Below are 23,828 nucleotides of genomic sequence, written 5' to 3' on the forward strand. Positions count from 1 at the left end.
ATAGGCACAAGACGGATTTATTGTCTTGTGCTTTCTTTTTAGAACAAAATGAAAACAATATAAAAGGTATCTTTTGGAAGAAGAACAGTTGATTAATGGACTTAGAGTGCAAGACCGCAAGACGGTGGAGTATTTGTATGATAAATACTCAAGAGCACTCTTTGCTGTCATTTCCAGGATTATCATTGATAAAGACATTGCGGAGGAAGTATTCCACGATGCTTTTATTAAGATAACCCGAAAAATTGACGGCTATGATGAATCGAAGGGAAGGCTTTATACTTGGATGGCAAATATCTGCCGTAATTCTGCGATAGACAAGACCAGGTCTAAAGAATTTTCTAAGAGCAGTAAGACCAATACGATAGATGATTTCGTATATGGACTAGAAAGCGCATCGGGCACCTTGGAGCTTGTGGATGGGATTGGAGTCAAAGAGCTCTTGACCGCCCTCAACGAGGAACAAAGGTTTGTGGTTGAATGTATTTACTTTAAAGGTTATACACATTCTGAAGTATCGGAAGAATATGATATTCCTTTGGGTACAGTCAAATCACGGATTCGAGCCGCTGTAAATGTGTTAAAAAAGAACTTAGAGAAAATTTAGTGGATATACAAGCATATATATCGTCTGGAAAACTCGAACTCTTTGTATTAGGAGATTTGAGTGTGAGGGAGCAGGAAGAAGTCATGAAAATGGCTGAGCAATATCCTGAGATCAAGAAAGAACTTGAGCAGATAGAAGAGGCCATGTTTGCTTTTGACAATGTGTTAGGACATGCTCCATCTGATTCTGTAAAAGAAAGGGTTTTGGATACTTGGGATAAAGAGGTAAAAACAATCTCTAAGTCTCAGGAAACTCCAAAAGAAGTGACAAGAACAGTTGCAATGCAACCATGGAAAACTTATGCGGCAGCAGCTTCGATTGTAGCAGTAGTGGCATCAGTGTTTGCGGTTTATTTTGCGACGCGTTATTATGATGTGGATGAAAAATTCACAGCAATGGTAAATGAAAGAGCCGTTTTGGCTGAAGAGTTGGATAAATATAAAGTCAACTACGAACAGACAGATGCGCAGTTAGAGACACTTCTTACTGGGAACTTTGAAAGAGTACCTATGAAAGGAGATGGTTTTGAAATGCAGAAAGATGCACAAGTAGATGTGTGGTGGGATAGAGGTGCAGAAAGCGTGTTTATTTCCGTCAATACACTGAATGAGCTGGATGAAAACTCAGATTACCAACTTTGGGCAATCGGTGACGATGGGCCTGTAGGGATTGGCTTGGTCAACGCAGATCAGAAATTCAGCCTGCAACAAATGCAAGCAGTAGCTGCAGCTGGAGCCTTTGCCATCACCATAGAACCAAAAGGAGGCAGTGAAAGCCCAACTTTGGAGAAATTGGTTGTGTTGGGTCCTGTGGCTTAAATAGTTTATATTCAATAATAAAATAAAAAAACCGATCATTCGATCGGTTTTTTTATGGATTCTGAAAACTAATTTTTGTTAAAAAATTAAAAAAAAATTAGTGATCGTTACTTTTTTTCTATACTTGTTCCAATCACAAGACCTTCCGATTGGGTTTCACGATCATATCTTAGGAATTGTAATTGGACTGGGATTAATTTCTGTACAAGGATAACCTCTATTCTATAGTGTGGAGTTATTTTGATTTTCTGTACATGGAGATGTATAAAGTCCTCAGATTGATTATGATTAAATTTCCGATTTTGGAATTTTAAGTGAAATAGATCGGTAATTAATTTGTGGAATTGGAGTAGAGTTATCTGATCAATATTTAAATACTAATTTTATGATACAGCGCTGTATTTTCTGTTTTTCATTGATTGGGTTTTTGTCTTGTAACGTTAAGGATGATGATCGAATTGATTTTGATGAGTTTGACTTGAATGTTGAAGATGTAAAGGTGGTAAATGATAAACTAGGGTTTTTCCAAAAGCCTGAAAAGTCTCAATTAGTATCTGATTCCATTATCGTTTCTGTTGGGGGATTTTCAGGTATTTCTATTTATAATTTAAAGAATGGCGAACAAATTGACTTTGTCAACACTTTAAGTGATCCTAGAAGATCATTGATTTTCTCAACATTTGATGCCACTGACTTTCCTGATATCTATCTTTTGGAAAGTAAGCGAAAAATGGTTTACCATTACAATTTTGATGATAAAGAATTTGTTAAAGCCATCAATTTAGGTTTAGACGAAAGTACTTCTGTTCCTGTGTTTGGAGGGAAGTTTAAAAAGTACCAAGATCATTTCTATATTGAACTCAATGCAGCCGAAACTTCCTTGTTAGATGCTGAATATTACAAGAAGGCAGGTGAATTTATGGGAGTGTTTGATGCTGTGGGGAAACAGATAAAAAGGGTGATCCTATACCCAAAACAAATGACTCATCCAAAAGGTCATTTTGTACCCAGTAATTATTATTCTTTTGATATTTATGACGAAAAACTTTATATCTGTTTTCCTTTTGAAAAATATATTAGAGTTTACGATTTAAGAGGGGATTTTGAAACATTTGAATCAATTTCTCTGCCGTTAAATGATTATATGGAATTAGATCTGATTGGAATCCCTAAAAAGTTTGATCCTCATTTAATACCAATTGAACAACGTCAGGTTTCAGCTAGAGTTAGTAATTTGATTGTAGAAAGAGGGAAGTTGTATTTGTTTTTTGCAATAAAAGATAATAAGCAGAATGAATTTTATAGAGTGTTTTGCTCCCTTTATCAACTAGATTTAGAAGAAGAGAAGTGGAGTGTTCAAAAAAATCATATAGACTTATATGAATTTGGTGAATTTATAGGAGTATCAGGTGAAAAACTGGTTTATTTAGATGCTGCAATGGTGACCAAAGATGAGAAATATATCAATTTGGCGGTTATGAAATAAATATTCTCAACCATTTGAAAAAAGAAAACCGAAGGAATTTCCTTCGGTTTTCTTTTTTAACGGATATTCCCCAACTTGGACTTTCAAATTTAAAAGATTTATGGAACTCCAACTTTCGACTCCCGCACTTTTGTTTTCGGCCATCACTTTGATGATGTTGGCATTTACAAATCGATTTTTGGCCGTTGCTAGCCTGATTCGTGGGCTTCACAAAAAATACCTCGAAAACCCTGATGAAAAGATCATCATTGAGCAAATTCACAATCTCAAAAGACGCTTGAGTATGATTAAATATATGCAACTATGCGGGGTGTTGAGCTTCTTGCTTTGCGTGATCTGTATGTACTTGATTTTCATTGAAACTCAGCCTGCAGCCAATTATGTGTTTATTGGAAGTATGTTGGCTTTGTTGATTTCCCTAGGGATTTCTTTGGTTGAAATATTGATTTCTACTCAAGCGCTCAACCTTGAGCTACAGGATATGGAGACTTTATTTCAGAATAGATCCAGTGGGTTTTGGTTTAAAAAAGATAAAAATGATGAATAAAAAGTACCGATTGTTATTGACCCTTTTTATAGGGCTGTTCCTGATTTCTTGTAATCCTTCTAGTCAGAATATCTCAGAAGGAAAAAATCCTAACGAATCACAAGGCGAAAAAAGGATTGAAGTGGTTTCATTTGATGAGGCAAAAACATTCTATTCTTGGACAGCGGACAGGATCCCAATGGTCTCAGCCCATCGGGGTGGACCCTATTCAGGCTTTCCGGAAAATTCTTTGGAAGCTTTTCAGAATGTGATCAATCATACCCCTTCGATTATAGAATTGGATGTGGCTATTACCAAAGATTCTATTTTGGTGCTAATGCATGACAATACTTTAGATAGAACGACCACAGGCAAAGGTAAAGTCAGCGATTTCACTTATGAAGAAATAAAATCACTGAATCTGGTAGATCTGGATGGCAAGGAGACAAGTTTTTTAGTTCCTACATTTGCTGAAGCTTTGGAATGGTCTAAGGGGAAAGCCTTACTGACAGTGGATGTAAAACGAGAAGTTCCTTTTGAAATGATAATAGAAGAGATAAAAAAGCAAAAAGCAGAACCTTATGCAGCGGTAATCACCTATAGCGTAGACGCGGCAAGAATTATCCATAAACTTCATCCAGATGTAATGCTTTCCGTTACCATCAGAAATGAAGAAGAACTTAAAAGATTTGAAGAATCAGGTATCCCTAATGACAGATGGATTGCATTTACGGGGACTTCCGAAAGAACGCAGGAATTCAATGAAATGCTTCATGAAAAAGGTGTTTTTACGATTCTTGGAGTTTTGGGGAATTTGGATCGCAGTGCTATTGCCAGAGGGGATCAGATTTACGCAGAATTCATCCAAAAAGGTGCAGATATCCTAGCTACTGATAGACCTATAGAGGCCGCTGAGGCGATTAAGGGATTGATTCCTGAGGAGAGTTCTAAAATGAAATACTTTAAATAATAGACACTAGACGCAAGATATGAGATTTGAGACAACAATATGACATAAGATACAAGTGTCAGAGAAACGAGAAGCAGGATGCAAGACTTGCCCAGAAAGGGCTTTTAACATTAGCATAGGGTTGCAACCCTATGCTAGGATAAAAAGATATGTTTATTTCTGCCCTGAAAAGCCTGTCCCGCATCCTTATCGGGAGGCAATTGAATGGCTGTTGGAAATAAAGAGAAATCAATAAAAAAAGTGTCAAGTAATTTTAGGACGTGAGACTAGGTCTTGTTTCTCACTTCTCATAACTCATTTCTAAAAAAAAAATATGATAATCGATTTAAGATCAGATACCCTTACCAAACCCACCGAAGGAATGCTCCAAGCCATGTGGGCAGCAGAGATTGGGGATGATGTTTTTGGGGAAGACCCAACAGTGAATACGTTGGAAGAAAAACTAGCAGGGATGTTTGGCATGGAAGCGGGATTGTTTTGTCCATCAGGTACGATGACAAATCAGATCGCTATTCGCCTACATACAGGTTTGCAGACGGAAGTGATATGCCACAAATACTCCCATATATATCTTTATGAAGGTGGAGGTATTATGTCCAATTCCCATGCCTCTGTCAAATTGCTTGATGGCAAGTATGGGAAAATCAGCCCTCAAGATATATTGGATTCCATCAACCCTGATGACGTGCATGCCGCAGAGACGACCTTGATTTCTTTGGAAAACACCATGAACAAAGGAGGTGGAAGTATTTACACTTTGGAAGAGATCAAACCAATCAAATCTATATGTGATCAGCATGGTTTGAAGCTGCATCTTGATGGCGCACGTTTGTTCAATGCTTTAGTAGAGACAAATGAAAGTCCAAAAGATTGGGGTGCTATGTTTGATACCATTTCTATTTGTTTGAGCAAAGGTTTGGGTTGCCCTGTAGGTTCGGTACTCTTAGGAACCAAAGCAGAAATCAAGCGGGCAAGAAAAGTAAGAAAATCTTTCGGTGGAGGAATGCGTCAGGCAGGTTTTTTGGCGGCAGCAGCTATCTATGCATTGGAGCATCATGTAGATAGACTCAAGGAAGATCATACGAGAGCAAGGGAGTTGGGGAAAATGTTGGAGGGTCACGCTCTGATTTCGGAAGTGTTTCCAGTAATGACCAATATAGTGATTGCCAAACTATCTGGAATTTCGCCAACCGATATGCTTCAAAAACTGGAAGAAAAAGGTATAAAAGCTGTTAAATTCGGCAAAGATCAAATTCGGTTTGTTACCCATCTTGATTTTAATGATGAGATGCTGGAACGTTTTGGGGAAAGAATAAAAGATATTGATTAGATATTTACTTTGCGATATTGGATACATGTTATGCAGAGACCTTTGATTGTGCCGCTGCACATTCAAAGGTCTTTCATGTCAGCAAGCTGTCAAAAGTCAAATAATTGCGCCAAAGTTTAATTGAAAGTATTGGATTTTCTGATTTGTACATGATATTTTTGTCTCTTACACAATGGATTTTAACTATAAATCAGGTGTTTTTCAAAAAGTAACGTTCCTTAAATTCAGCTTTTGGCTTAAAACAGTAGTTACCAAAAAAATCAAATTGTTTACCAATGAAAATCAAATTTTTAATTTTATCCATGGCTTTTTTTCTTCATAGCCATTTTTCCTCCGCTCAGAAAATAAAAATAGAAGATCAGGGGCCAGAAGTTGGCAGTATGTTTCCAGATTTCGAATATGAAACATTGGATGGAGAGAAGGTCGCGCTAGGTTCTTATTCCGACAAAGTCGTAGTAATCAATACTTGGTTTGTTGGTTGTAGTGGTTGTAAAGTAGAAGAGCCATATCTAGCAAAGCTTACTGAAGAATATAAAGACAATGACAGCGTAGTTTTTATTGCTTTGGCAATGAGTAGTCCGAATAAAATCCAAAGATATCTGGAGAGGAATGGAGATTATGGTTATCTACAGGTGAGTGTTCCTAGAAAAGAAATCTTGGAGAAATATAGGGTCGTAATTTCACCAAGTCATTTTATTGTTAAAGATGGAGTTCTTGTTGCCAAATACATCGGGTCTCCCATGGTTCCACATTATAGTAATTTGGAATTATTTCGTGAGGAAATAGAGAAAGCGGTTAAAGAATGAGTCACTAATTTACTTAAAATTGTTCTTCAATGGTTGTTAACTTTCTTGTTTTTAAAACAAATGAACACTATCAAATGAATTGTTTGAACTGCATTAAACTTTTATAGTAATTTCAATTAAAGTTTTACTGAGTATCAGGTCAATAATGGTATCTGCACTGGAGAATGTAGATAGACTCCTTTTCAATTTTGTAAACTAATCTGTGTTCAAGGTTGATCCTTCTCGACCACCATCCAGAAAGGTCATGCTTGAGGGGCTCTGGCTTTCCAGTCCCTTCAAAAGGTGTTCTCATTGAAGTTTTGATCAGTTCATTGATCTTTTTAAGGATTTTTCTGTCGGTCTGCTGCCAAAAAAGATAGTCCTCCCATCCAGTACTCAAAAAAATTATTTTCATAGGCCTGAGATAATTATTCTACGAGACTTTTTTCTTCTCCTAATCCTTTTTCAAATTCTTCAATACCCTTTAGTAAGCGTCCTGCATTTTTAGGACTTTTCAACAAATAAAAAGTTTCCTGCATGCTATCATAATCTGATTTGGACAATACGACCACATCTTCTCCGTTTGATCTGGTGACAAACAATGGTTGATGGTTGATGAAAACCTTATCTAAAAAGGACTTCAAGTTTTGTCTGAAGTTTGAGTAAGTTGTAATTTCCATAACATTCAAGTTTAAGTAAATTTAGTAATAATTTTTCATTGTACAACTTCTTGTACGATGTTGAATTTTAAAAGTTGGAATAACTTTTCTTTCTTGGGGAAATATACTGTCATTGTCTATACTTATTGTTAATTTTCAGTTTCAAATTTCACCATTCAAATGATAAACAACACCCCACTAGCAGAAAGAATGCGTCCAATTAGGTTGGAAGACCTTATTGGCCAAGAGCATCTTTCGGCGCCAACATCCTTTTTGCATAAAGCTATCAAAAGTGGTAATGTACCTTCTTTGATACTTTGGGGACCTCCTGGGGTAGGGAAAACGACCATTGCCAACATCATTGCCAATGAAATCAAAGCGCCTTTTTATACTTTGAGCGCTATTAGTTCAGGAGTAAAAGATATCAGGGAGGTGATAGAAAAAGCCAGGTTCCAGATGGGTGTAGTGCTTTTTATAGATGAAATCCATCGCTTCAATAAATCTCAGCAAGATGCATTGCTTGGAGCGGTAGAGAAGGGGGTGATTCGGTTGATCGGTGCCACTACCGAGAACCCTTCTTTTGAGGTCAATGCTGCTTTGTTGTCAAGATGTCAGGTGTTTACGTTAAATCCTCTCGGGAAACCCGAATTGGAGGCAATGTTGATTCAGGCTTTGGAAAAGGATGTTTTCCTCAAGAAAAAAACTGTAGAATTAAGGGAAACCGAAGCTTTACTGAGACTTTCTGGTGGTGATGGGAGGAAATTATTGAATCTCTTTGAAATTGTCATAGAAGGAATCAATGAAGATCCATGTGTCCTTACCAATGAAATCGTGACTACGATAGCCCAGCAAAAAGTAGCACTTTATGATAAGTCTGGTGAGCAGCACTATGATATCATTTCTGCATTTATCAAGTCTATCAGGGGATCAGATCCGAATGCTGCAGTCTATTGGCTTGCCAGAATGATCGAAGGCGGGGAGGACGTCAAATTTATCGCAAGACGATTGGTTATCTTAGCTTCTGAAGATATTGGCAACGCAAATCCCAATGCATTGCTTTTGGCAACCAACTGTTTTGATGCAGTGAAAATCATCGGTTATCCTGAGGCAAGAATCATTCTTTCACAATGTGTGACATATTTGGCAAGCTCTGCAAAAAGCAATGCTTCTTATATGGCTATCAACAAAGCCCAGGCATTGGTAAGGGAAAAAGGAGACCTTTCTGTCCCGCTTCATCTTCGCAATGCGCCTACCAAGCTTATGAAAGATTTGAATTATGGCAAAGAATACAAATATTCACATGATTACGAAGGCAATTTTGTTGCTCAGGAGTTTTTGCCAGAAGAAATCAAAAACCTCAAGCTTTATGATCCCGGGAATAATGCAAGGGAAAATGAGCTAAGAAAATACCTGAATTCAAAGTGGAAAGGGAAGTATGGATATTGATTAAAGAAACTTGAATTCATCTACCTTTTCGATTTTTTGTTTCAAATTATTGATTTTAAGTAACTCTTTCATGATTTCTATAGAATAATTAAAAATCTATTCTATCTTGAATGGTAAAAATATTTAATGTCTATTAATCATTGATATCAAAGCCTATGATGCTACAACTAATCAAATTGGAATTGACAAAAACCATGCGATCCACTTCCTTTGCCAAATCGGTTTTGGTGGCTGTTTTTCTTGGGTTTTTGGCAGTATTGCTTCTTTCTTATTTACTGATTTTAGGCTTGGTACTGAAAGAGGTGATAGAGGAGGTTTTCAAGACAACAGACACACTCAGCGTGTTGAATTCATACCTGATTTACTTTTTTCTATTTGAATTTATGATCAGGTATTTCACCCAAAAGCTTCCAGTAATTGAACTTGAGCGCTTCTTGCATTTACCTATAAAGAAAAGTAGGATTATCAATTTCCTTTTGGGAAGATCATTTGTGTCTCCATTATCGTTGATAGCATTGCTACTTTTTACACCTTTCGCATTCAGGGTAATTGCACCAGAATATGGAAGTCAAGGTGCGTGGACTTGGTTGTTCTCCATCTTACTTGCAAGCTGGTCACTTCATTGGTTTATGTTGTGGTTCAAGCAAAAATTTGAAGATAGCTTTATAGGCTTGATAGTCACCTTTGCAGTGATTTTATTAGGAGTTGGATCTAGTTATTATGGATGGTTCAATTTGGGAGAATTGATTAAGCCATTTTTCGACTACTCATTGACGTCAATTATTCCAGTGGCATGTTTGCTTGGCTTGTGCATCGGTATGTATTGGCTTGCATATTCCTTTTATACCAAAAATGCATACCTCGAAGATCTTGCAAAAGAAGAAGAGGTTAGGTTTGTCAATTCAAATTTTGGGATTTTTGACCGTTTTGGTTTGGCTGGTGAGCTTGCAAATTTAGAGTGGAAATTGATCATTAGGCATAAAAAGAGCAGAACCTATCTCATGTTGGCTGGCTTCTTTCTTTTGTATGGATTGATATTTTATACCAATCCCCTCTATAAGTCCGTTGATGGATTTAGTCACATGTTTGTATTTGTTGGGACATTTATTACAAGCATTTTCATGTTGCAATATGGTCAGCTTTTCTTGAGTTGGAATTCCGCAAATTTTGATTTCTTCCTCAATAAACGAGGAGGAGTGGAGGCATTGGTCAAAGGGAAGTACTTGCTTTTTGTGGCCACTTCTGCATTTTGTTTTTTGGCATCTGTTCCTTATGTTTATTTCGGTTGGGAAATACTATTGATCCACCTAGCCACTTTCTTATTCAATATGGGAGTAGTCATCCATTTGGTGATCTATCTTTCGCTTTGGAAACCAAAACCTATGGATCTCAACAAAGGGGCTATATTCAATTATGAAGGTGTTGGAATCGCACAGTTTCTGATGATGCTTCCGATTTTCTTGGGGCCTTATGTAGTATATTTTCCTTTTGCCTTATTGATCAACCAATATGCTGGATTGTTGGCGCTGGGAATTACTGGGGTCATTGGTATTATAGCAGGACCATATTTATCTTCCTTTCCTGTTAATAAAGTATTAAAAAACAGATATGAAATTTCATCCGCATTTAGACAAGAATTATGATCACAATAACTAACCTTCAGAAAAAATACAAAGATATTGTTGTATTGGATGTTGAGACATTAGAAATCCCAAAATCAGAATGTTTTGGTTTGGTGGGTAATAATGGTGCAGGTAAAACTACACTTTTCAGGATTATTCTTGACTTGGTACGTGCCACTTCCGGAAATGTAATTATCGATGGAGAAGATGTAAGCAAATCAGAAGATTGGAAATCCAAAGTTGGCGCTTATCTTGACGAACACATGCTTTTGTCTTACCTGACGGCAGATGAGTATTTCGAAACTTTAAGAAAGATATATGGACTGTCTGTGGAGGATTTGGCGCTTCACCTTGCCAAATTCGATGAGCTGTTCAACGATGAAATCAGAGGAAAGAAAAAGTATTTGAGAGATTTGTCAAAAGGGAATATCAAAAAGGTTGGTGTCGCAGCAGCTATGATGGGAAACCCACAGGTAGTCATGCTTGACGAACCTTTTGAAAACCTGGATCCAAGTTCACAGAATAGACTGAAAAAATTGATTCTTCAGGAAAAAGAGCTTTCCCAAATCACTTTCTTGATTTCCAGTCACGACTTGAATCACGTAACAGATATTTGCGAAAGAATAGTCTTGTTGGAAAAAGGTAAAGTAATCAAAGATCTTAAGGATAAGTCTTTGATGGTCGGAGAGTTGAATGAATATTTTGGGACTTGATGTAAATTAGAATTTGAGAAATTGAAAAAGAGATTTGCTGGACTGGTAAATCTCTTTTGTTTTTCTAGCAAGTCATCATTCGCTTTGAAACTTAACACTTTTCAGACCGGTATTTTGGATAAGGTCTCCCTTTGCATTAATTTTCAATACTCAATTGAATCATTTGTGAAAAAGGAAAGAAGAGCATTTATCAAAAAAATCACTTTGGCATCTTTGGCTTCGGCTTTGGGAGCGGAAATTGTATTCGCGAAGAATTTGCCCAAAGATTATATACCTGTTTTCCTTGAAGAGCAAGATAGCCTAAAGGCATTTGGTAAAGATTCTGCTCTGAAGGTACTCAATGACCGGCCATGGAATATTGAGACTCCCATTCACTTGCTTGATGATAAGGTTACCCCTGCAGACAAAATGTTTGTCAGAAACAATGGTTCAATTCCTGATAAAATTGATATCTCCACTTGGTCATTGACATTAAAAGGGGAGTCGGTACAAAAGGAAAAAAGCTATACGCTTTCCGAATTGAAAAATAAATTCAAAAATTACACCTACCAACTTACCTTGGAATGTGGTGGTAATGGGAGAGGGGAATTTTATCCACCTACAGAAGGAAATCAATGGGGGCAAGGTGCGGTTTCCTGTGCTTTGTGGACCGGAATCAGGTTGAAAGATCTCTTAGAAGATGTGGGTATCAAAAAGGATGCAGTCTATATTGGATATCATGGCGTAGATGCTCATCTTAGTGGTGATCCAAAAAAAGAAGCCATTTCGAGAGGAATTCCAATCAAAAAGGCCATGCAAGACGAGACTTTGTTGGCTTTTCAGATGAATGGTAAAGAAATCCCAATGGCTCATGGTTATCCTTTGAGATTAGTCGCAGGTGGTTATCCAGCTTCAGCATCGGGAAAATGGCTAAAAGCTATTTCTGTAAGGAATATAGTACATGATGGAGCAAAGATGGAATCACCATCTTACAGAGTTCCGATAGAGCCCATTGAGCCCGGTACACAAACGGCTGCCGAAAACATGCGAATCATAGAATCCATGCCCGTCAAATCTTTGATCACCCATCCTAAATCTGGAGCAGAGTTTTCTATAGGCAAAACACTTGAAATTAGAGGGCATGCTTGGGCAGGTGAGGAAGAAGTAAGTAAAGTTGCCTATTCAATAGATTTTGGTGCCACTTGGCAATCTTGCAATCTTGACAAGCCAGTGAATAGGTTTGCTTGGCAGCATTTTCAGACAAATATCAAATTCCCAAAAAAGGGATATTATGAAATTTGGGTGATGGCAACTGATGAAAATGGAAATAGTCAACCTATGGTAGTTCCTGGGTGGAACCCAAAAGGTTACCTCAACAATGCTTGTCACAGAATAGCCGTAAAAGTAAGCTGAAATGAAAGAAGAGGATATTAAGAGAATGATCCGATTTGTGTCAATTTTGGGTTTTTTATTGCTTTTTTTGGTGCTTTCTTCCATTGGAGTTGTCTTGATGTTACAATACCAGCCTGACTTGGTACAAGGCTGGCTAGCCAAAGAAAAATCTCGAAATTCAGAACAGATTAATGAAGCCTTTCAAGATGAATGGACACCTGAGAAATTGGAAGAAGTGGGTTTGGTCGAAGGAGAAGGGCTTCAATTGGTTTTGGCTAATTGTACCAACTGTCATTCTGCAAAGCTCGTTACCCAGAATAGATTCACCCGTGAAGGATGGATACAAGTGATTCGCTGGATGCAGGAAACACAAGGGTTTTGGGAATTGGGAGAGAATGAAGATGCCATCGTTGACTATCTTTCTACCCATTTCGCTCCAGAAGCACAAGGACGTAGAATGCCACTGGAAGTGGAATGGTATAGTTTAGAGTGAAAATGGATACGAGATGCGAGAGACTAGAAGCTAGAGATTAGATAGGAGATAGAAGACACAAGATTCAAGACAAAATGTAATCAACCCCTATGGACCTGTCCCGACGGATGACGGGTTAAACCTTGAATACTTGGCCGTGACGGAGCCCTGGGTCGCAACCCGGGGAATAATGATGATACAGGAAACAACAAGCCCAGATGGGATTGAACATTTTTAATTCCGAATTGATTTTCATATTATAATGTGATTTTTTATTGATTTTTAATTCAGTTTTGTCTATTTTTATTGAAAATCACATTATAATGACAATTCAAGAGATTGGAATTTATATAAGAGAGCGTAGAAAGATGCTGGAAGTCACTCAGCCTGATTTGGCAGAGATGGCAGGTATCAGTATAAACACCTTATACAAAATAGAAAGAGGAGTGGCGAATCCTTCCGTAAAAGTGCTTAAAAAAATAGGTGATATTCTAGGGTTGGAAATTTCGATAGGATTAAAAAAAATAAATGATCGATGAAACAGGCAAATGTGTTTCGAAATGGTGGATCAAGTTCCTGCGAATGAACATTTGACTATGCAAATAGCCAAGCAGTTGTATGGGATAAAAACTGCGGAAAATGCACTTGTATTTTTTCAAAATGGAGAGCCCGCGTATATGACGAAAAGATTTGATGTCTTGAAAAATGGGAAGAAATTGGGAATGGAAGATTTTGCGAGTCTTGCAGGAAAGACAAAGCAAACTAATGGGGATGAATTTAAATACAATTATAGTTATGAAGGTATAGCAGATCTTATCAAACAATATGTGCCTTCAGCTCCAATAGCATTGGAAAACTTCTACAGATTGTTGTTGTTCAATTTCCTATTCTCCAATGGAGATGCACATTTAAAAAATTTCAGCATTTTGGAAACAAAAGCAGGTGATTACCAATTGAGTCCCGCTTATGACCTTATCAATACGAGGCTTCATGTTAATGATCCGGAACTTGCATTAAAAGGTGGGCTGTTTAAGAATGATTATTATACAGAAAGTTATGAAGCGAATGCTTTCTATGCCTATGATGACTTTCTATGAATTTGGGATAAAAATCGGAGTTTTGAAACAGAGGGTTTTAAAAATAATGAGTGGGTTTTCATCCGAAAAACCAGAAGTTCAGTCATTGGTGAAAAGGAGTTTTTTAAATGAAGAAGCCAAAAATATTTATCTTCAAACCTATAAGGAAAAGCTCAAGGCCTTAAATTTTTCTTTTATTGGACCTATCTCAGGTTAGTGAATGGTTAATCAGAATTGATTGAAAATCATCTTTTATTTACCAAAATGTCAATAAAAAAACTCCCTGAATCTCCGAAAGCTCAAAAAGTTTCGGGGGATTCAGGGAGTTTAGGTTGTGGAGCTGGCGAGATTCGAACTCGCGTCCAGATAGGGAAACACCGTACCGTCTACATGTTTAGTCACCTGTTGGGTTTTCGACGATATGCTGCTGGATGACACACCTACATATCACTTATCTACTAGATTTTCGCATCTGCTTAGTAGTATCACAGACACTAGTCCTAACATTTCGACACCTCAGAATCAACCTCGAAAGGACGAAAGGTTGCGAGATGTGGCCGGGGAATCTCTATCGAGGCTCAACCCTTTAAGCGTTATCTATTTCCCGTAAGGGATAGATTAGGCAGCCATGGCGTAATTAGATTCGCCAATTATGGTTCGTATGAATTATTCACAGACGTACATACTCCACCTGACATGCGAGCCCGATCCTTACACCTACTGTCAAAACCGGTCAGCCCCATTGTTTTCCAATTAGGATGACAAATATAAGGGAAATAAAGTTCCTGCTATCGATTTTATGATTGTAAGATTGAAAAATTAAAAAATTGGGAACTGCTAAAAAGTTTATGTTTTGTTTGAATGTTGTAAAGTTACAAGGTTTGAAGGTTAGGTAGTTCCTGGGTTTGGAAGATTCTTCGTACATCGTACTTTGAACATTGTACATAATACAGCGTACCATAAAAAAATCTATCCGTATGTTCTTATCAAAAATGGTTGTGATCAATTTTTGGGATTGCTATCTTAGGCCTCAAATATCCTCACTATGAAAAACACCACCCCATTTATTTTGTCTTTTTTCTTGTTGATTTTGGTTCTGTCTTGCGGACAAAAAGAACAAAGATTTAAAATCAAAGTAAGTAGCTCTGTGGCACAGCCTATGGCAATAATCAGCCTGACGAAAGAAGATTTGCCAGAGTTGTTTGACAAAAATTTTGAAGAGAATTTAAGTGTGGTTGAAATGGACAGTGATGCTTTAATTACTTACCAATGGGCGGGGGACGAGTTGTTGTTAGGGCTCGGATTTGAGGCTGGAGAAGAAAAGATTATTTTGATTTCTACGAATAATGAACCGCAAAGCAAACCAGACATTAGTACTTTTTCCAGATTTGTGCCCGAAAGGACAGATGATTTTGCTTGGGAAAATGACAAGGTAGCATTCCGAACTTATGGACCCAATGCCAGGGATTTGGTTTTGGAAGGTAAAAGTGGAGGGACTTTATCTTCAGGAATAGATGCATGGCACAAAAAAGTGAATTATCCGATTATAGACAAATGGTATGACAAAGAGTTGAATACTTCTGGGACATATCACAAAGACGATGGAGAGGGTGCTGATTTTTACCATGTAGGAAGTAGCCGTGGTGTAGGGAGTTCGGGGTTTTGGGCAGGAGATACGCTTTTTGCAGCAGTGAATTTTACAGATTATGAAATTTTAGCAAACGGTCCATTGAGGACAGTTTTCAAACTCCATTATGCACCTTATGATGCAAAAGACTTGAAAATCAAAGAAACAAAGACTATCAGCATAGATTTGGGTAGCAATTTTTCCAAATATGAAATCAAGGTTGAAGAGGCAGATGGAAAAGAGTTGCCTTATCTTACAGCTGGCATCACATTACATGATAAAAAAGGAGAAATTTTCGTGAATACTGACAAAGGTTATTTTGCGCAATGGGAACCTATGTCTGGAACGGAAATCGGAACTGCTATTGTCGTCGTCGACCCTATTGAAGGTTACAAAGAGCATATCACCGATTATGTAGATCAAAGTCAATTGTTGGTTCATGTCAAACCAAGAAATGATAGCTTTACATACTATGCAGGCTTTGCATGGGATCAAGCAGGTGAGATTACCAGCATAACTGAGTGGGAAAAATACCTCTCGGAATTTTCAGATAGACTCAAAAATAAACCTGTGATTGAAGTTTTGGATTGATTTTCAATTATTTGCTATGGCTGTTGGGATAGTTTTTTAGATGGCAGCCTTAGAGGAAAGTGAAATTGACTCATCTAACTTCACTTTTCCTTGCATAGCCATTCTAAAATTGAAACCTTTGCAAATCAAAAAAAAAACAAGTTTTGAGAAAATTACTCTTTTTGGCAATTCTATTCTTGCCACTAGCGACAGAAGCCCAGATTTTGAACATCGAAAGGTCAAGGATTGAAAAAGACACTTCAAAAGTTTTTATGTTCAAAGCCGTAGCTGGTCTGAATGTTTATAACAGAAGTGCTGCTGCAGACGATCCTGTAAACCTTTTTGGATACAATTTAGATGTAAATGCTTTATATTACCCCGGTAAACATGGTTTTATGTTTATTTCAAAGTTTGATTATTTGAAAATTAATGATTCTGATTTTCTAAATTTTGGGATGATGCATGGAAGGGTTAATTTTTTAAGAGAGAATACCACCAATTATGAAACATTCATCCAATACTCATTTGATAATTTCCGAGGGTTGGATCCAAGATGGATTGCTGGTGGTTCTGTAAGGCATACTTTTGTCAAGACAGATAAAATTACCTTGTTATTTGGAATAGGTGGGATGTATGAGTTTGAAAAATGGCAGGTTCCGAATTCCGACGACTTTGTTGAATTGAGCCTATTCAAAAGTTCTAATTACGTCACATTCAGGGCAACGATCAACGACTTTGTAGATTTCAACATGGTCAATTATTATCAAGTTGGTTATGACAGAAGTATTTCGGGTTTTAGAAACAGAATCAGCAATTCGACTATCCTCAATACAAGACTGAATGAAAAATTTTCGATCACCAACACTTTTGAAATATCTTATGAAGATAGGCCTGTTGTGCCAATCACCAATGTGATCTATGCTTTCAAAACGGGTCTCTCAATAAATTTTTAAAAAATTTAATTGGGCACATAATCAGAGAATTGATTAAAATTTATAACCGAAATATGCTTCCACCAAAGGCTAGTTTCCAATAATTTTATATCTTGCAGGGATGGAAAATTTTGTTGTTTCAGCTAGAAAGTATAGACCTTCCAATTTCAAAAGTGTAGTAGGCCAAAGCCATATAACTACTACTTTGAAAAATGCGATCAAAAACAATCATTTGGCGCAGGCATTTCTGTTTTGTGGGCCAAGAGGAGTTGGGAAGACTACCTGTGCGAGGATTTTGGCAAAAACCATCAATTGTGAAAATCTGACAGCTGATTTTGAAGCGTGCAATGAATGTGATTCTTGTAAAGCTTTCAACAACAACGCATCCTTCAATGTGCATGAACTGGATGCTGCTTCAAACAACTCCGTGGATGATATTCGAAATCTAGTCGAGCAAGTCCGCTATGCACCGCAACAAGGTCAGTACAAAGTGTACATTATTGATGAGGTTCACATGCTTTCAAATCAGGCTTTCAATGCTTTTTTGAAGACTTTGGAAGAGCCTCCCAAGTATGCTATTTTTATATTGGCGACTACTGAAAAGCATAAAATAATACCTACGATTCTCTCACGTTGTCAGATTTTTGATTTCAACAGAATCCAAATCAAGGACATTGCTGAGCATTTGACCTATATTTCTTCGGAAGAAAAAATTGAATATGAAGATGAAGCCTTAAGGCTGATTGCTACAAAGGCTGATGGAGCATTGCGTGATGCTTTGTCGATTTTTGATCTGATCGTCACCTATTCGGCAGGGAATAAACTGACATATCAAGAGACGATTTCTAATCTTCACATTCTTGATTATGATTATTATTTCAAAGTCGTAGATGCGCTTATCGCTGAAAGTATAGGCCAAACTTTATTGATTTTTGATGAAATCCTGAAAAAAGGATTTGACGGACATAACTTTATCGTGGGGCTCAATGAGCATCTTCGTGATTTGTTGGTCTGCAAGGATGAAGCTACAGTAGAGCTTATTGAAGTTTCAGAGGGTGCTAAAATGCGCTATTTGAAACAATCAAAAGAGACATCTTTATCTTTTTTACTGTCTGCGATGAATATTTGTAATCAATGCGATATTCACTATAAAGCCAGTAAAAATCAAAGATTGCATGTGGAATTGGCTTTGATGAAGCTGGCTAAGTTGAATCAGGCGATTTCACTCGCAGTATTGGCTCAAGAAGACACAAAAAAAAAAGCCTAACAGCTCAGTCTGAAACCACTGCACCAGCGCCAAGTTCGATCAAAGAAGCAGCGAATCCTTTTGGTGCAAAAAAGTCTCCAGTTCAAAAAACCATTGCAATACCTTCATCTATTCAGGATGCCAAAAAAATGGCAGCTGAAAAGCCAGTCGTCCAAGAATCAAAAGTAGTAGAGCCTGATATCAAAGAGGAAGTCAATCAGCTTGCGGAAGTTTTTGATGAAAATAAACTGAAGAATGTCCTACATGAAATGGTCGAGGAATATAAAAAAGACCATAAAAACCTAGAAGTGACAGTCCTCAAACAACCCCATAAACTGGAAGGTGAGCATATCACATTTTTTCTGAATGGAGAGATTCAGGAAGATATTTTTGCGAAGAACAGACCTGTCGTAATGAATATAATCAGGAGAAGGTTGAATAATTACAATGTGACCATCTCTGCACAAATACAAGAAGATGCCGTGCCAGAAGGCAAGAGACTTTACACATCTTCAGACAAGCTGAATTACCTTTTGGAGAAGCATGGTGCTTTGCGAGAGTTGCAGCGGAAATTTGGGTTAGAGACAGATTTCTAAAAATCCACGCCAATCCCAAAATTGATCAAGTTTTGAACCTGAATGGCAGGTCCTTTAGTCTCGTCAGACCTCGTGATCAAGACTCTTTCATCATAGATCAATATAGTTTCAATACGGGTTGTAATGAATCGGTTTACTTTCATGCTGATAACAGAGTTCATGTTTACGACCAGATTCCCTAACTTTTCGTAATTGGAAAAAAGGTTGAGATCCATTTTCCATCTTATATTCTCGAGAATCTGAATGTCGGTCGATGAAGTCACAGACATACCTGCTTCTGCCCGGACCACTTCTCCAGGTATCACTCCGAAAGCTCCTGCGCGGCTAAGGGAGTCATCCATGACAATCGTAAATCTTCCAGTAAATGGAGATCCAATCACCGAGATTTTATCATTGTTTTTCATTTCCCTTTTATAGTTCAACCCCGTTGACGATTGTATATAAGCCGGTGCGAATAAGTCTGATATTTTTGTTCTAGCATCCAATTCGGCTCCACTAGGCCTAAAGTATCTGTACCCTGAGAGTAACTGTGTCCTTGCATCTATTTGTGTAGAAAGGTACCATTTGGGAGTGAGTTCGCGTCCATATTTACTGATAAAAACAAAGTTGTCGTTTGTTTTTCTGTTGGCAAATCTCCTGTCACTTTGTCTATTGAAGCCAAAGCTGACTGTAAGGTTGTTGTCCCATATTTTTTTATCTTTTTGGAAATTCGCAAAAAGATTCACGCCTGTATTCAAAGCCATATTGCTGGCTCCACCTGCAGACCAATTGGTCAAGCTCACTTGCTGAATGCTAAGGTTAAAATTCCCACCTTTCTTCCAATATTTAGGTTGCTCAGCTCTAAGTATTATCACCGAGTCGCCAAGCATAATGATGGTTTCACCATTGATGATGAGGGTATCAGCAAGTTGGATGTCATCTTGAGCCTGACTTTGTGCTGTAAAAGCGAACAAAGCAAATAAAATTAAAAACAGCTTTCTGATCATGATTCAAATATATTTGACTTTTGTGATTTATGGTCTATAAATCGTCAGTTTTTGCCCAAGCTGAATATTATCATTGTTAAGATTATTCCATTTTTTGATTTCTTCTACTCTTACACCATATTTTTGGCTAATCCTAAATAGATTTTCCCCTTTGATCACTGTATGTACAATTCTTGAATTTTCAGGGCTCTTATTTACTTCTTGGTTTACTGGAGGACTTGTTTGTGTTTGAGGATTGCTTGTAGGGATGGCCTGCTGGGTTGTCACAGGTTTATTGGCAATGTTTTGTTGGTTAAGTGGAAGGATCTTAATGTCCTCGCTTCTTTTTCTATGTTCTTGAAGGTTCAAAACCATACCCGGCACCAAGTGATTGTCGGCTCTGATTCTATTCTTTGCTTTGAGTGCAGCCAGTTTAATACCATACTTTTGGGAAATAGACCACAAAGTTTCCCCTTTTTTTACAACATGGATTTCCGCTTCTGCTTTTGTACTCTTTTGTGCTGTGTAATAGTATTCTCCAGCTTTTACAGGTTCTTTTTTGTCCAAATCATTGATTCGACGAAATTTACCAGTTCTCATGCCGATTTGGTCGGTAAACTCATCCTGCGTAGTACTGGCAGCAGCTTGTACAGCCTCAATATCATTGACCAAAATTTGGTTTGGTTGTGTTGCTTTGGCAGTGTTTCCGGATACCTTTGGATAGGTAGTGGCCTGTCTTAATGATTGGCTGTACCTAGTGTCTTGGTAGTTGATCTCGGATGCAGGTGCAGCTGAGGTAGCTTCCGAAATAGCAGGTCTTGGTGTCAATCCACTTTTTAGATAAATTATCGAATAAGGCTTGTCTCCTGGGATGGAGCCCTTGCTTGTCCATTTGTTATATTCTTTTAGATGGTCTTCGGATACATTGAGTCGAGAAGCTACAGCCTTGAGTGTGGTGGGGCCTTGGATACTAATTTCTTCAAGATAGCCAGTGTTCGATACTAACTGAACGTTATTTCCTTCAAAAGCAACTTTGTGGGCTAGGAATTTCTTGAAATACCAATGGGTATTTCTGTCAAGTTCTACTACCTTTTTGCCATTGTATTGCGTGCCGAAGTATGATTTTGCACCTCCCAAACCCATTTGGTATGCGACAAGCCCACACATCCAATTGTTGAATTGAGCATTATTTTTCTTTAGGTATCTAGCAGCACCTTGTGTGGAGGAGACAATGTTTTTTCTTTCATCAATCTGACTGTCAACACGTAGAAAAACCTCTTCAGCCGTTCCTTTTTTGAATTGCCAAAAACCTACTGCATTGGAAGTAGACACTGCATCTGCGATTAAGCTACTCTCTTGGATTACCAAGTATTTCAAATCTGTGGGAACTCCTTCTTTCTGCAGTTCTCGCTCGATTATTGGCATATAAAGATTGACCCTTTCCAATTTCGTTTTGAAATAGGTTGGATTTCTGTAAAGGGCATCGACATCAAGTTGGATTTCTCTTCTGGCTTGTTCATTGAGTCGCAAAGTAAGGTCAGCAAACCTCATTTCCTTTGGGACTTGGGGTGTTTGTGCTATTGCATGGCTGGAAGTCAGCAGCAATAGTAAGATTACAAACAAGTTGTTGAAAATATAATTTAGATTGTTTGTTTTCATAATTTTCTCGCTAACATGATTCCATCACGAATGGGAAGTAGTACGTTTTCTACTCTCGGATCATCTTGTACCATTTTATTGTACTCCAACAATATTTTTGTGTCTTTGTCCACCTTTTTGCCTTCTTCCACCAATATTTTACCCGACCAAAGGACATTGTCAGCCAATATTACACCGCCCGGATTCATTCTATCTATGATTAGATTGTAGTAATTGATATAGTTTGCCTTATCGGCATCGATGAAAACCATGTCGAAATTCCCTTCCAATTGCGGGATAAGATCTAAGGCATTTCCCAATCGGTAATCAATCTGATTCGCAAGCCCTGATTTTTCAAAAAATCCCCTCACCATAGGTGCAATTTCATCATTGATATCCAAAGTGATCAATTTCCCTTCTTTTCCCAAGCCCCTAGCCATACAAATTCCCGAATAACCTGTATAAGTACCGATCTCCAAAATTGTTTTTGGATTCAAAAGTTTGGTGATCAGTTCTAAGGTTTTTCCCTGTAGATGTCCTGAGAGCATTCTTGGCATCATTACTTTGGTGTGCGTTTCCCGAGAGATATACTGGAGTAATTCATCTTCTTCCGAAGTATGGGTTTCGCAATATGCCAATAACTCAGGTGCTATAAATTCCATTTTATCGAGGTAAATAGGTGAGAAAGCTTAATTGATCCAGAGCAAAAACTTCATTTGCTATTTCCAATAGATCTTCAGCTGTGGTTAGTCTAATAGTGTCAAAGATACTGTCCAAAGAATCAACTTTTCCCTTGTCCAATAAATTTTTGCCAAAAACCAACATCAATGCAGCATAATTTTCTTCTGCCATGGCCATTTGACCTATGGCCTGCTCTTTTGCCATGTGAAGTTGCATGATGCCAAGTTTTTGGGTCCGCAACTTTTCCATTTCTTTCAGTACCAATTTCTTGGCTCGATTGACAGTGTTTTCCTCAGTACCGAAGAATATCCCCAAAAAGCCTGTGTCGGAATAAGTTTGATAGGAAGATTCTACTGCATAGACATATCCATGCTTTTCGCGCAAGGAAAGATTGAGCCTCGAATTCATACTAGGCCCACCCAAAATGTTGTTTAAAAGATAAAGCTTAAACCTTTTGGGATCATAGATCGAAAAGGCAGGTTTGCCTATCGCGCAATGCGCTTGTGTAATATCTTTTTCTATAACCTTGGATTTTGGCGTGTATTGGTCGTAGCCGCTTCGGATGTATAGACTTCTCTTGGCAGGTATGGAAGTGAGGTAGCCTTCGACTTGGTTTAGAACTTTCTTGAAACTGATATTTCCCACTACCGAGAACACTATGTTTGTAGTGTCCATTCTGCTCGATATGAAGTTAAAAAAATCCTGTTGGCTAAATTTCCCAACCGTTTCTTCTGTCCCAAGGATGTTTCTTCCCAAAGCATGGCCTTCGAATACCAGCTCGTCAAATTCATCCTGAATAGCATCTTCGGGAGAATCCCTATACATAGCCATTTCTTCCAAGATGACTTGCCTTTCTTTTTCGATTTGTTTTTCCGGAAAAGTACTGTTGAAGGTGATATCACAGAGCAATTCAGCCGCTTTGTTGAAGTGTTCTTTCAATATGGTGGCGTAAAAACAGACTTTTTCTTTCGTCGTATAGGCATTGAGTTCGCCACCAAGTGACTCTAGGCGATTGATAATATGAAATGCTTTTCGTTTTTTGGTGCCTTTGAAAGCCATGTGTTCCCAAAAATGAACAAGGCCTTCCTGTTCTTTGGACTCATCTCGGCTGCCAATATTCAATATAAAACCTGAATGAACCATCCGAGTGTGTGGGACTTCCATGTGGATGATTCTGATTCCGTTTGGTAATTCTTTAAGGTTGTATTGCATCAGTAATGTTTTCGCAATTAATGTACAAAATTATAATAGTTTTTGAGTTGTTTGAGTATATGAAAGGTTTATTGGCTGGTTTTCAAAAAATAGTAGGAAAAGATACCAAATCTTCTTCGAATTCATGGTCTCGGCTTCTGTAAAAATCTTTGATTGGGAAGGATAGAAGAAATAGTAAAAGTATATTTGTGAATCTGTGAAGGATTAATCACTAAATTCCTTGGTTAGTCTCTTCACATACCAAAATGATTATGATTCTGATCCTTGGTTTGTGTCCCCACAGACCAATAGAAATATTTTCTCCATCCTTGGTCTGTGTCCTCACAGACCAATAGAAATATTTCCTCCACCCTTGGTCTGTGTCTCCACAGACCATTAGAAACATTTTCTCTCCTTGGTTTGTGTCCTCACAGACCAATAGAGTGTCCTCACAGACCAATAGTGTGTCCTTATAGACCAATAAATTTGGATTAAAAACGT

25 protein-coding genes and 1 other RNA gene are annotated in these 23,828 nt (G+C 37.8%); 18 read left to right on the forward strand and 8 right to left on the reverse strand.

Annotated features, from left to right (window positions below; all coding sequences use genetic code 11):
• The first annotated feature begins 73 nt into the window (after positions 1 to 73).
• The 7 genes from MM236_RS12215 (at position 74) to MM236_RS12245 (ending at position 6,543) form a co-directional block, all read left to right on the forward strand.
• Positions 74 to 607: an RNA polymerase sigma factor gene (locus MM236_RS12215; protein ID WP_241275262.1), complete on the forward strand. Its 534-nt coding sequence runs from the start codon at positions 74 to 76 to the stop codon at positions 605 to 607.
• Positions 607 to 1,425 carry an anti-sigma factor domain-containing protein gene (locus MM236_RS12220; RefSeq protein WP_241275263.1) on the forward strand — a complete coding sequence of 273 codons (819 nt, stop codon included), beginning with the start codon at positions 607 to 609 and terminating at the stop codon, positions 1,423 to 1,425. Before MM236_RS12215 ends, MM236_RS12220 begins: the two co-directional genes overlap by 1 nt.
• 415 nt (positions 1,426 to 1,840) lie before the next feature.
• Complete coding sequence (locus tag MM236_RS12225) at positions 1,841 to 2,911, forward strand: hypothetical protein (protein ID WP_241275264.1); 1,071 nt, start codon at positions 1,841 to 1,843, stop codon at positions 2,909 to 2,911.
• 100 nt (positions 2,912 to 3,011) lie between these two features.
• Positions 3,012 to 3,458 carry a DUF2721 domain-containing protein gene (locus MM236_RS12230; protein ID WP_241275265.1) on the forward strand — a complete coding sequence of 149 codons (447 nt, stop codon included), beginning with the start codon at positions 3,012 to 3,014 and terminating at the stop codon, positions 3,456 to 3,458.
• Complete coding sequence (locus MM236_RS12235; protein ID WP_369415207.1) at positions 3,448 to 4,407, forward strand: glycerophosphodiester phosphodiesterase family protein; 960 nt, start codon at positions 3,448 to 3,450, stop codon at positions 4,405 to 4,407. The genes MM236_RS12230 and MM236_RS12235 overlap by 11 nt, the downstream gene beginning before the upstream one ends.
• 313 nt (positions 4,408 to 4,720) lie before the next feature.
• Positions 4,721 to 5,737: a threonine aldolase family protein gene (locus MM236_RS12240; RefSeq protein ID WP_241275266.1), complete on the forward strand. Its 1,017-nt coding sequence runs from the start codon at positions 4,721 to 4,723 to the stop codon at positions 5,735 to 5,737.
• Positions 5,738 to 6,012: 275 nt separating this feature from the next.
• Positions 6,013 to 6,543, forward strand: a complete 531-nt coding sequence (locus MM236_RS12245; protein ID WP_241275267.1) for a TlpA family protein disulfide reductase — start codon at positions 6,013 to 6,015, stop codon at positions 6,541 to 6,543.
• Between the two features lie 139 nt (positions 6,544 to 6,682).
• Here the strand turns inward: MM236_RS12245 and MM236_RS12250 are convergent, their stop codons facing one another.
• Entirely contained in the window at positions 6,683 to 6,937 is a 255-nt protein-coding gene (locus MM236_RS12250; RefSeq protein ID WP_241275268.1) for a Txe/YoeB family addiction module toxin, read from the reverse strand.
• A gap of 13 nt (positions 6,938 to 6,950) precedes the next feature.
• Entirely contained in the window at positions 6,951 to 7,202 is a 252-nt protein-coding gene (locus MM236_RS12255) for a type II toxin-antitoxin system Phd/YefM family antitoxin (RefSeq protein WP_241275269.1), read from the reverse strand.
• Between the two features lie 159 nt (positions 7,203 to 7,361).
• On the opposite strand from MM236_RS12255, the gene MM236_RS12260 reads away from it, so the two are divergent.
• From MM236_RS12260 to MM236_RS12290, 7 genes are all read left to right on the forward strand, one after another.
• Complete coding sequence (locus MM236_RS12260; RefSeq protein WP_241275270.1) at positions 7,362 to 8,627, forward strand: replication-associated recombination protein A; 1,266 nt, start codon at positions 7,362 to 7,364, stop codon at positions 8,625 to 8,627.
• A 155-nt stretch (positions 8,628 to 8,782) separates the two neighbouring features.
• Positions 8,783 to 10,270: a DUF5687 family protein gene (locus tag MM236_RS12265; protein WP_241275271.1), complete on the forward strand. Its 1,488-nt coding sequence runs from the start codon at positions 8,783 to 8,785 to the stop codon at positions 10,268 to 10,270.
• Entirely contained in the window at positions 10,267 to 10,962 is a 696-nt protein-coding gene (locus tag MM236_RS12270; protein ID WP_241275272.1) for an ABC transporter ATP-binding protein, read from the forward strand. The genes MM236_RS12265 and MM236_RS12270 overlap by 4 nt, the downstream gene beginning before the upstream one ends.
• Before the next feature lie 165 nt (positions 10,963 to 11,127).
• Complete coding sequence (locus tag MM236_RS12275) at positions 11,128 to 12,354, forward strand: sulfite oxidase (RefSeq protein WP_241275273.1); 1,227 nt, start codon at positions 11,128 to 11,130, stop codon at positions 12,352 to 12,354.
• Position 12,355: 1 nt separating this feature from the next.
• Positions 12,356 to 12,826 (forward strand): cytochrome C, encoded by a 471-nt coding sequence (locus MM236_RS12280; protein ID WP_241275274.1) that lies wholly within the window; start codon positions 12,356 to 12,358, stop codon positions 12,824 to 12,826.
• 302 nt (positions 12,827 to 13,128) lie between these two features.
• Positions 13,129 to 13,344, forward strand: coding sequence for a helix-turn-helix domain-containing protein (locus MM236_RS12285; protein WP_241275275.1), 216 nt, complete (start codon positions 13,129 to 13,131; stop codon positions 13,342 to 13,344).
• A 21-nt stretch (positions 13,345 to 13,365) separates the two neighbouring features.
• Complete coding sequence (locus MM236_RS12290; RefSeq protein ID WP_241275276.1) at positions 13,366 to 13,902, forward strand: type II toxin-antitoxin system HipA family toxin; 537 nt, start codon at positions 13,366 to 13,368, stop codon at positions 13,900 to 13,902.
• A 311-nt stretch (positions 13,903 to 14,213) separates the two neighbouring features.
• Here MM236_RS12290 and ssrA read toward each other — a convergent pair.
• Positions 14,214 to 14,622: a transfer-messenger RNA gene (ssrA, locus tag MM236_RS12295) on the reverse strand.
• Positions 14,623 to 14,926: 304 nt separating this feature from the next.
• Here ssrA and MM236_RS12300 point away from each other — a divergent pair.
• The 4 genes from MM236_RS12300 to MM236_RS12315 all read left to right on the forward strand — a co-directional run bounded on the left by MM236_RS12300 (position 14,927) and on the right by MM236_RS12315 (position 18,852).
• Positions 14,927 to 16,099, forward strand: coding sequence for a BT3233 family polysaccharide utilization protein (locus tag MM236_RS12300; protein WP_241275277.1), 1,173 nt, complete (start codon positions 14,927 to 14,929; stop codon positions 16,097 to 16,099).
• Between the two features lie 143 nt (positions 16,100 to 16,242).
• Positions 16,243 to 17,031: a DUF481 domain-containing protein gene (locus MM236_RS12305; RefSeq protein WP_241275278.1), complete on the forward strand. Its 789-nt coding sequence runs from the start codon at positions 16,243 to 16,245 to the stop codon at positions 17,029 to 17,031.
• Between the two features lie 100 nt (positions 17,032 to 17,131).
• Positions 17,132 to 18,277 (forward strand): DNA polymerase III subunit gamma/tau, encoded by a 1,146-nt coding sequence (locus tag MM236_RS12310; protein WP_241275279.1) that lies wholly within the window; start codon positions 17,132 to 17,134, stop codon positions 18,275 to 18,277.
• Positions 18,278 to 18,405: 128 nt separating this feature from the next.
• Positions 18,406 to 18,852, forward strand: a complete 447-nt coding sequence (locus MM236_RS12315) for a DUF8439 domain-containing protein (RefSeq protein ID WP_241275280.1) — start codon at positions 18,406 to 18,408, stop codon at positions 18,850 to 18,852.
• Here the strand turns inward: MM236_RS12315 and MM236_RS12320 are convergent.
• The 5 genes from MM236_RS12320 to MM236_RS12340 form a co-directional block, all read right to left on the reverse strand.
• Positions 18,849 to 19,838 (reverse strand): DUF3078 domain-containing protein, encoded by a 990-nt coding sequence (locus MM236_RS12320; RefSeq protein ID WP_241275281.1) that lies wholly within the window; start codon positions 19,836 to 19,838, stop codon positions 18,849 to 18,851. The two genes, MM236_RS12315 and MM236_RS12320, sit on opposite strands and share 4 nt — an antisense overlap.
• 27 nt (positions 19,839 to 19,865) lie before the next feature.
• Complete coding sequence (locus MM236_RS12325; RefSeq protein WP_241275282.1) at positions 19,866 to 21,476, reverse strand: LysM peptidoglycan-binding domain-containing protein; 1,611 nt, start codon at positions 21,474 to 21,476, stop codon at positions 19,866 to 19,868.
• The gene (locus tag MM236_RS12330; protein ID WP_241275283.1) at positions 21,473 to 22,117 is read right to left on the reverse strand and encodes an O-methyltransferase; all 645 of its coding nucleotides are present in this window, start codon (positions 22,115 to 22,117) and stop codon (positions 21,473 to 21,475) included. The genes MM236_RS12325 and MM236_RS12330 overlap by 4 nt, the downstream gene beginning before the upstream one ends.
• 1 nt (position 22,118) lies before the next feature.
• The gene (locus MM236_RS12335; RefSeq protein ID WP_241275284.1) at positions 22,119 to 23,348 is read right to left on the reverse strand and encodes a M16 family metallopeptidase; all 1,230 of its coding nucleotides are present in this window, start codon (positions 23,346 to 23,348) and stop codon (positions 22,119 to 22,121) included.
• Between the two features lie 211 nt (positions 23,349 to 23,559).
• Entirely contained in the window at positions 23,560 to 23,808 is a 249-nt protein-coding gene (locus tag MM236_RS12340) for a hypothetical protein (protein WP_241275285.1), read from the reverse strand.
• Between the last annotated feature and the right edge of the window lie 20 nt (positions 23,809 to 23,828).

It is taken from the genome of Belliella calami (genome assembly GCF_022549695.1).
Taxonomy (GTDB): domain Bacteria; phylum Bacteroidota; class Bacteroidia; order Cytophagales; family Cyclobacteriaceae; genus Belliella; species Belliella calami.

Bases quoted from the DNA above. Each gene is read 5' to 3' on its own strand.
- MM236_RS12250 (WP_241275268.1), bottom strand. From the start codon at position 6,937: ATGAAAATAATTTTTTTGAGTACTGGATGGGAGGACTATCTTTTTTGG.
- MM236_RS12230 (WP_241275265.1), top strand. From the start codon at position 3,012: ATGGAACTCCAACTTTCGACTCCCGCACTTTTGTTTTCGGCCATCACT.
- MM236_RS12255 (WP_241275269.1), bottom strand. From the start codon at position 7,202: ATGGAAATTACAACTTACTCAAACTTCAGACAAAACTTGAAGTCCTTT.
- MM236_RS12325 (WP_241275282.1), bottom strand. From the start codon at position 21,476: ATGAAAACAAACAATCTAAATTATATTTTCAACAACTTGTTTGTAATC.
- MM236_RS12290 (WP_241275276.1), top strand. From the start codon at position 13,366: ATGGTGGATCAAGTTCCTGCGAATGAACATTTGACTATGCAAATAGCC.
- MM236_RS12280 (WP_241275274.1), top strand. From the start codon at position 12,356: ATGAAAGAAGAGGATATTAAGAGAATGATCCGATTTGTGTCAATTTTG.
- MM236_RS12330 (WP_241275283.1), bottom strand. From the start codon at position 22,117: ATGGAATTTATAGCACCTGAGTTATTGGCATATTGCGAAACCCATACT.
- MM236_RS12265 (WP_241275271.1), top strand. From the start codon at position 8,783: ATGATGCTACAACTAATCAAATTGGAATTGACAAAAACCATGCGATCC.
- MM236_RS12315 (WP_241275280.1), top strand. From the start codon at position 18,406: ATGGCAGCTGAAAAGCCAGTCGTCCAAGAATCAAAAGTAGTAGAGCCT.
- MM236_RS12310 (WP_241275279.1), top strand. From the start codon at position 17,132: ATGGAAAATTTTGTTGTTTCAGCTAGAAAGTATAGACCTTCCAATTTC.
- MM236_RS12300 (WP_241275277.1), top strand. From the start codon at position 14,927: ATGAAAAACACCACCCCATTTATTTTGTCTTTTTTCTTGTTGATTTTG.
- MM236_RS12245 (WP_241275267.1), top strand. From the start codon at position 6,013: ATGAAAATCAAATTTTTAATTTTATCCATGGCTTTTTTTCTTCATAGC.
- MM236_RS12260 (WP_241275270.1), top strand. From the start codon at position 7,362: ATGATAAACAACACCCCACTAGCAGAAAGAATGCGTCCAATTAGGTTG.
- MM236_RS12240 (WP_241275266.1), top strand. From the start codon at position 4,721: ATGATAATCGATTTAAGATCAGATACCCTTACCAAACCCACCGAAGGA.
- MM236_RS12335 (WP_241275284.1), bottom strand. From the start codon at position 23,348: ATGCAATACAACCTTAAAGAATTACCAAACGGAATCAGAATCATCCAC.
- MM236_RS12320 (WP_241275281.1), bottom strand. From the start codon at position 19,838: ATGATCAGAAAGCTGTTTTTAATTTTATTTGCTTTGTTCGCTTTTACA.
- MM236_RS12285 (WP_241275275.1), top strand. From the start codon at position 13,129: ATGACAATTCAAGAGATTGGAATTTATATAAGAGAGCGTAGAAAGATG.
- MM236_RS12235 (WP_369415207.1), top strand. From the start codon at position 3,448: ATGATGAATAAAAAGTACCGATTGTTATTGACCCTTTTTATAGGGCTG.
- MM236_RS12270 (WP_241275272.1), top strand. From the start codon at position 10,267: ATGATCACAATAACTAACCTTCAGAAAAAATACAAAGATATTGTTGTA.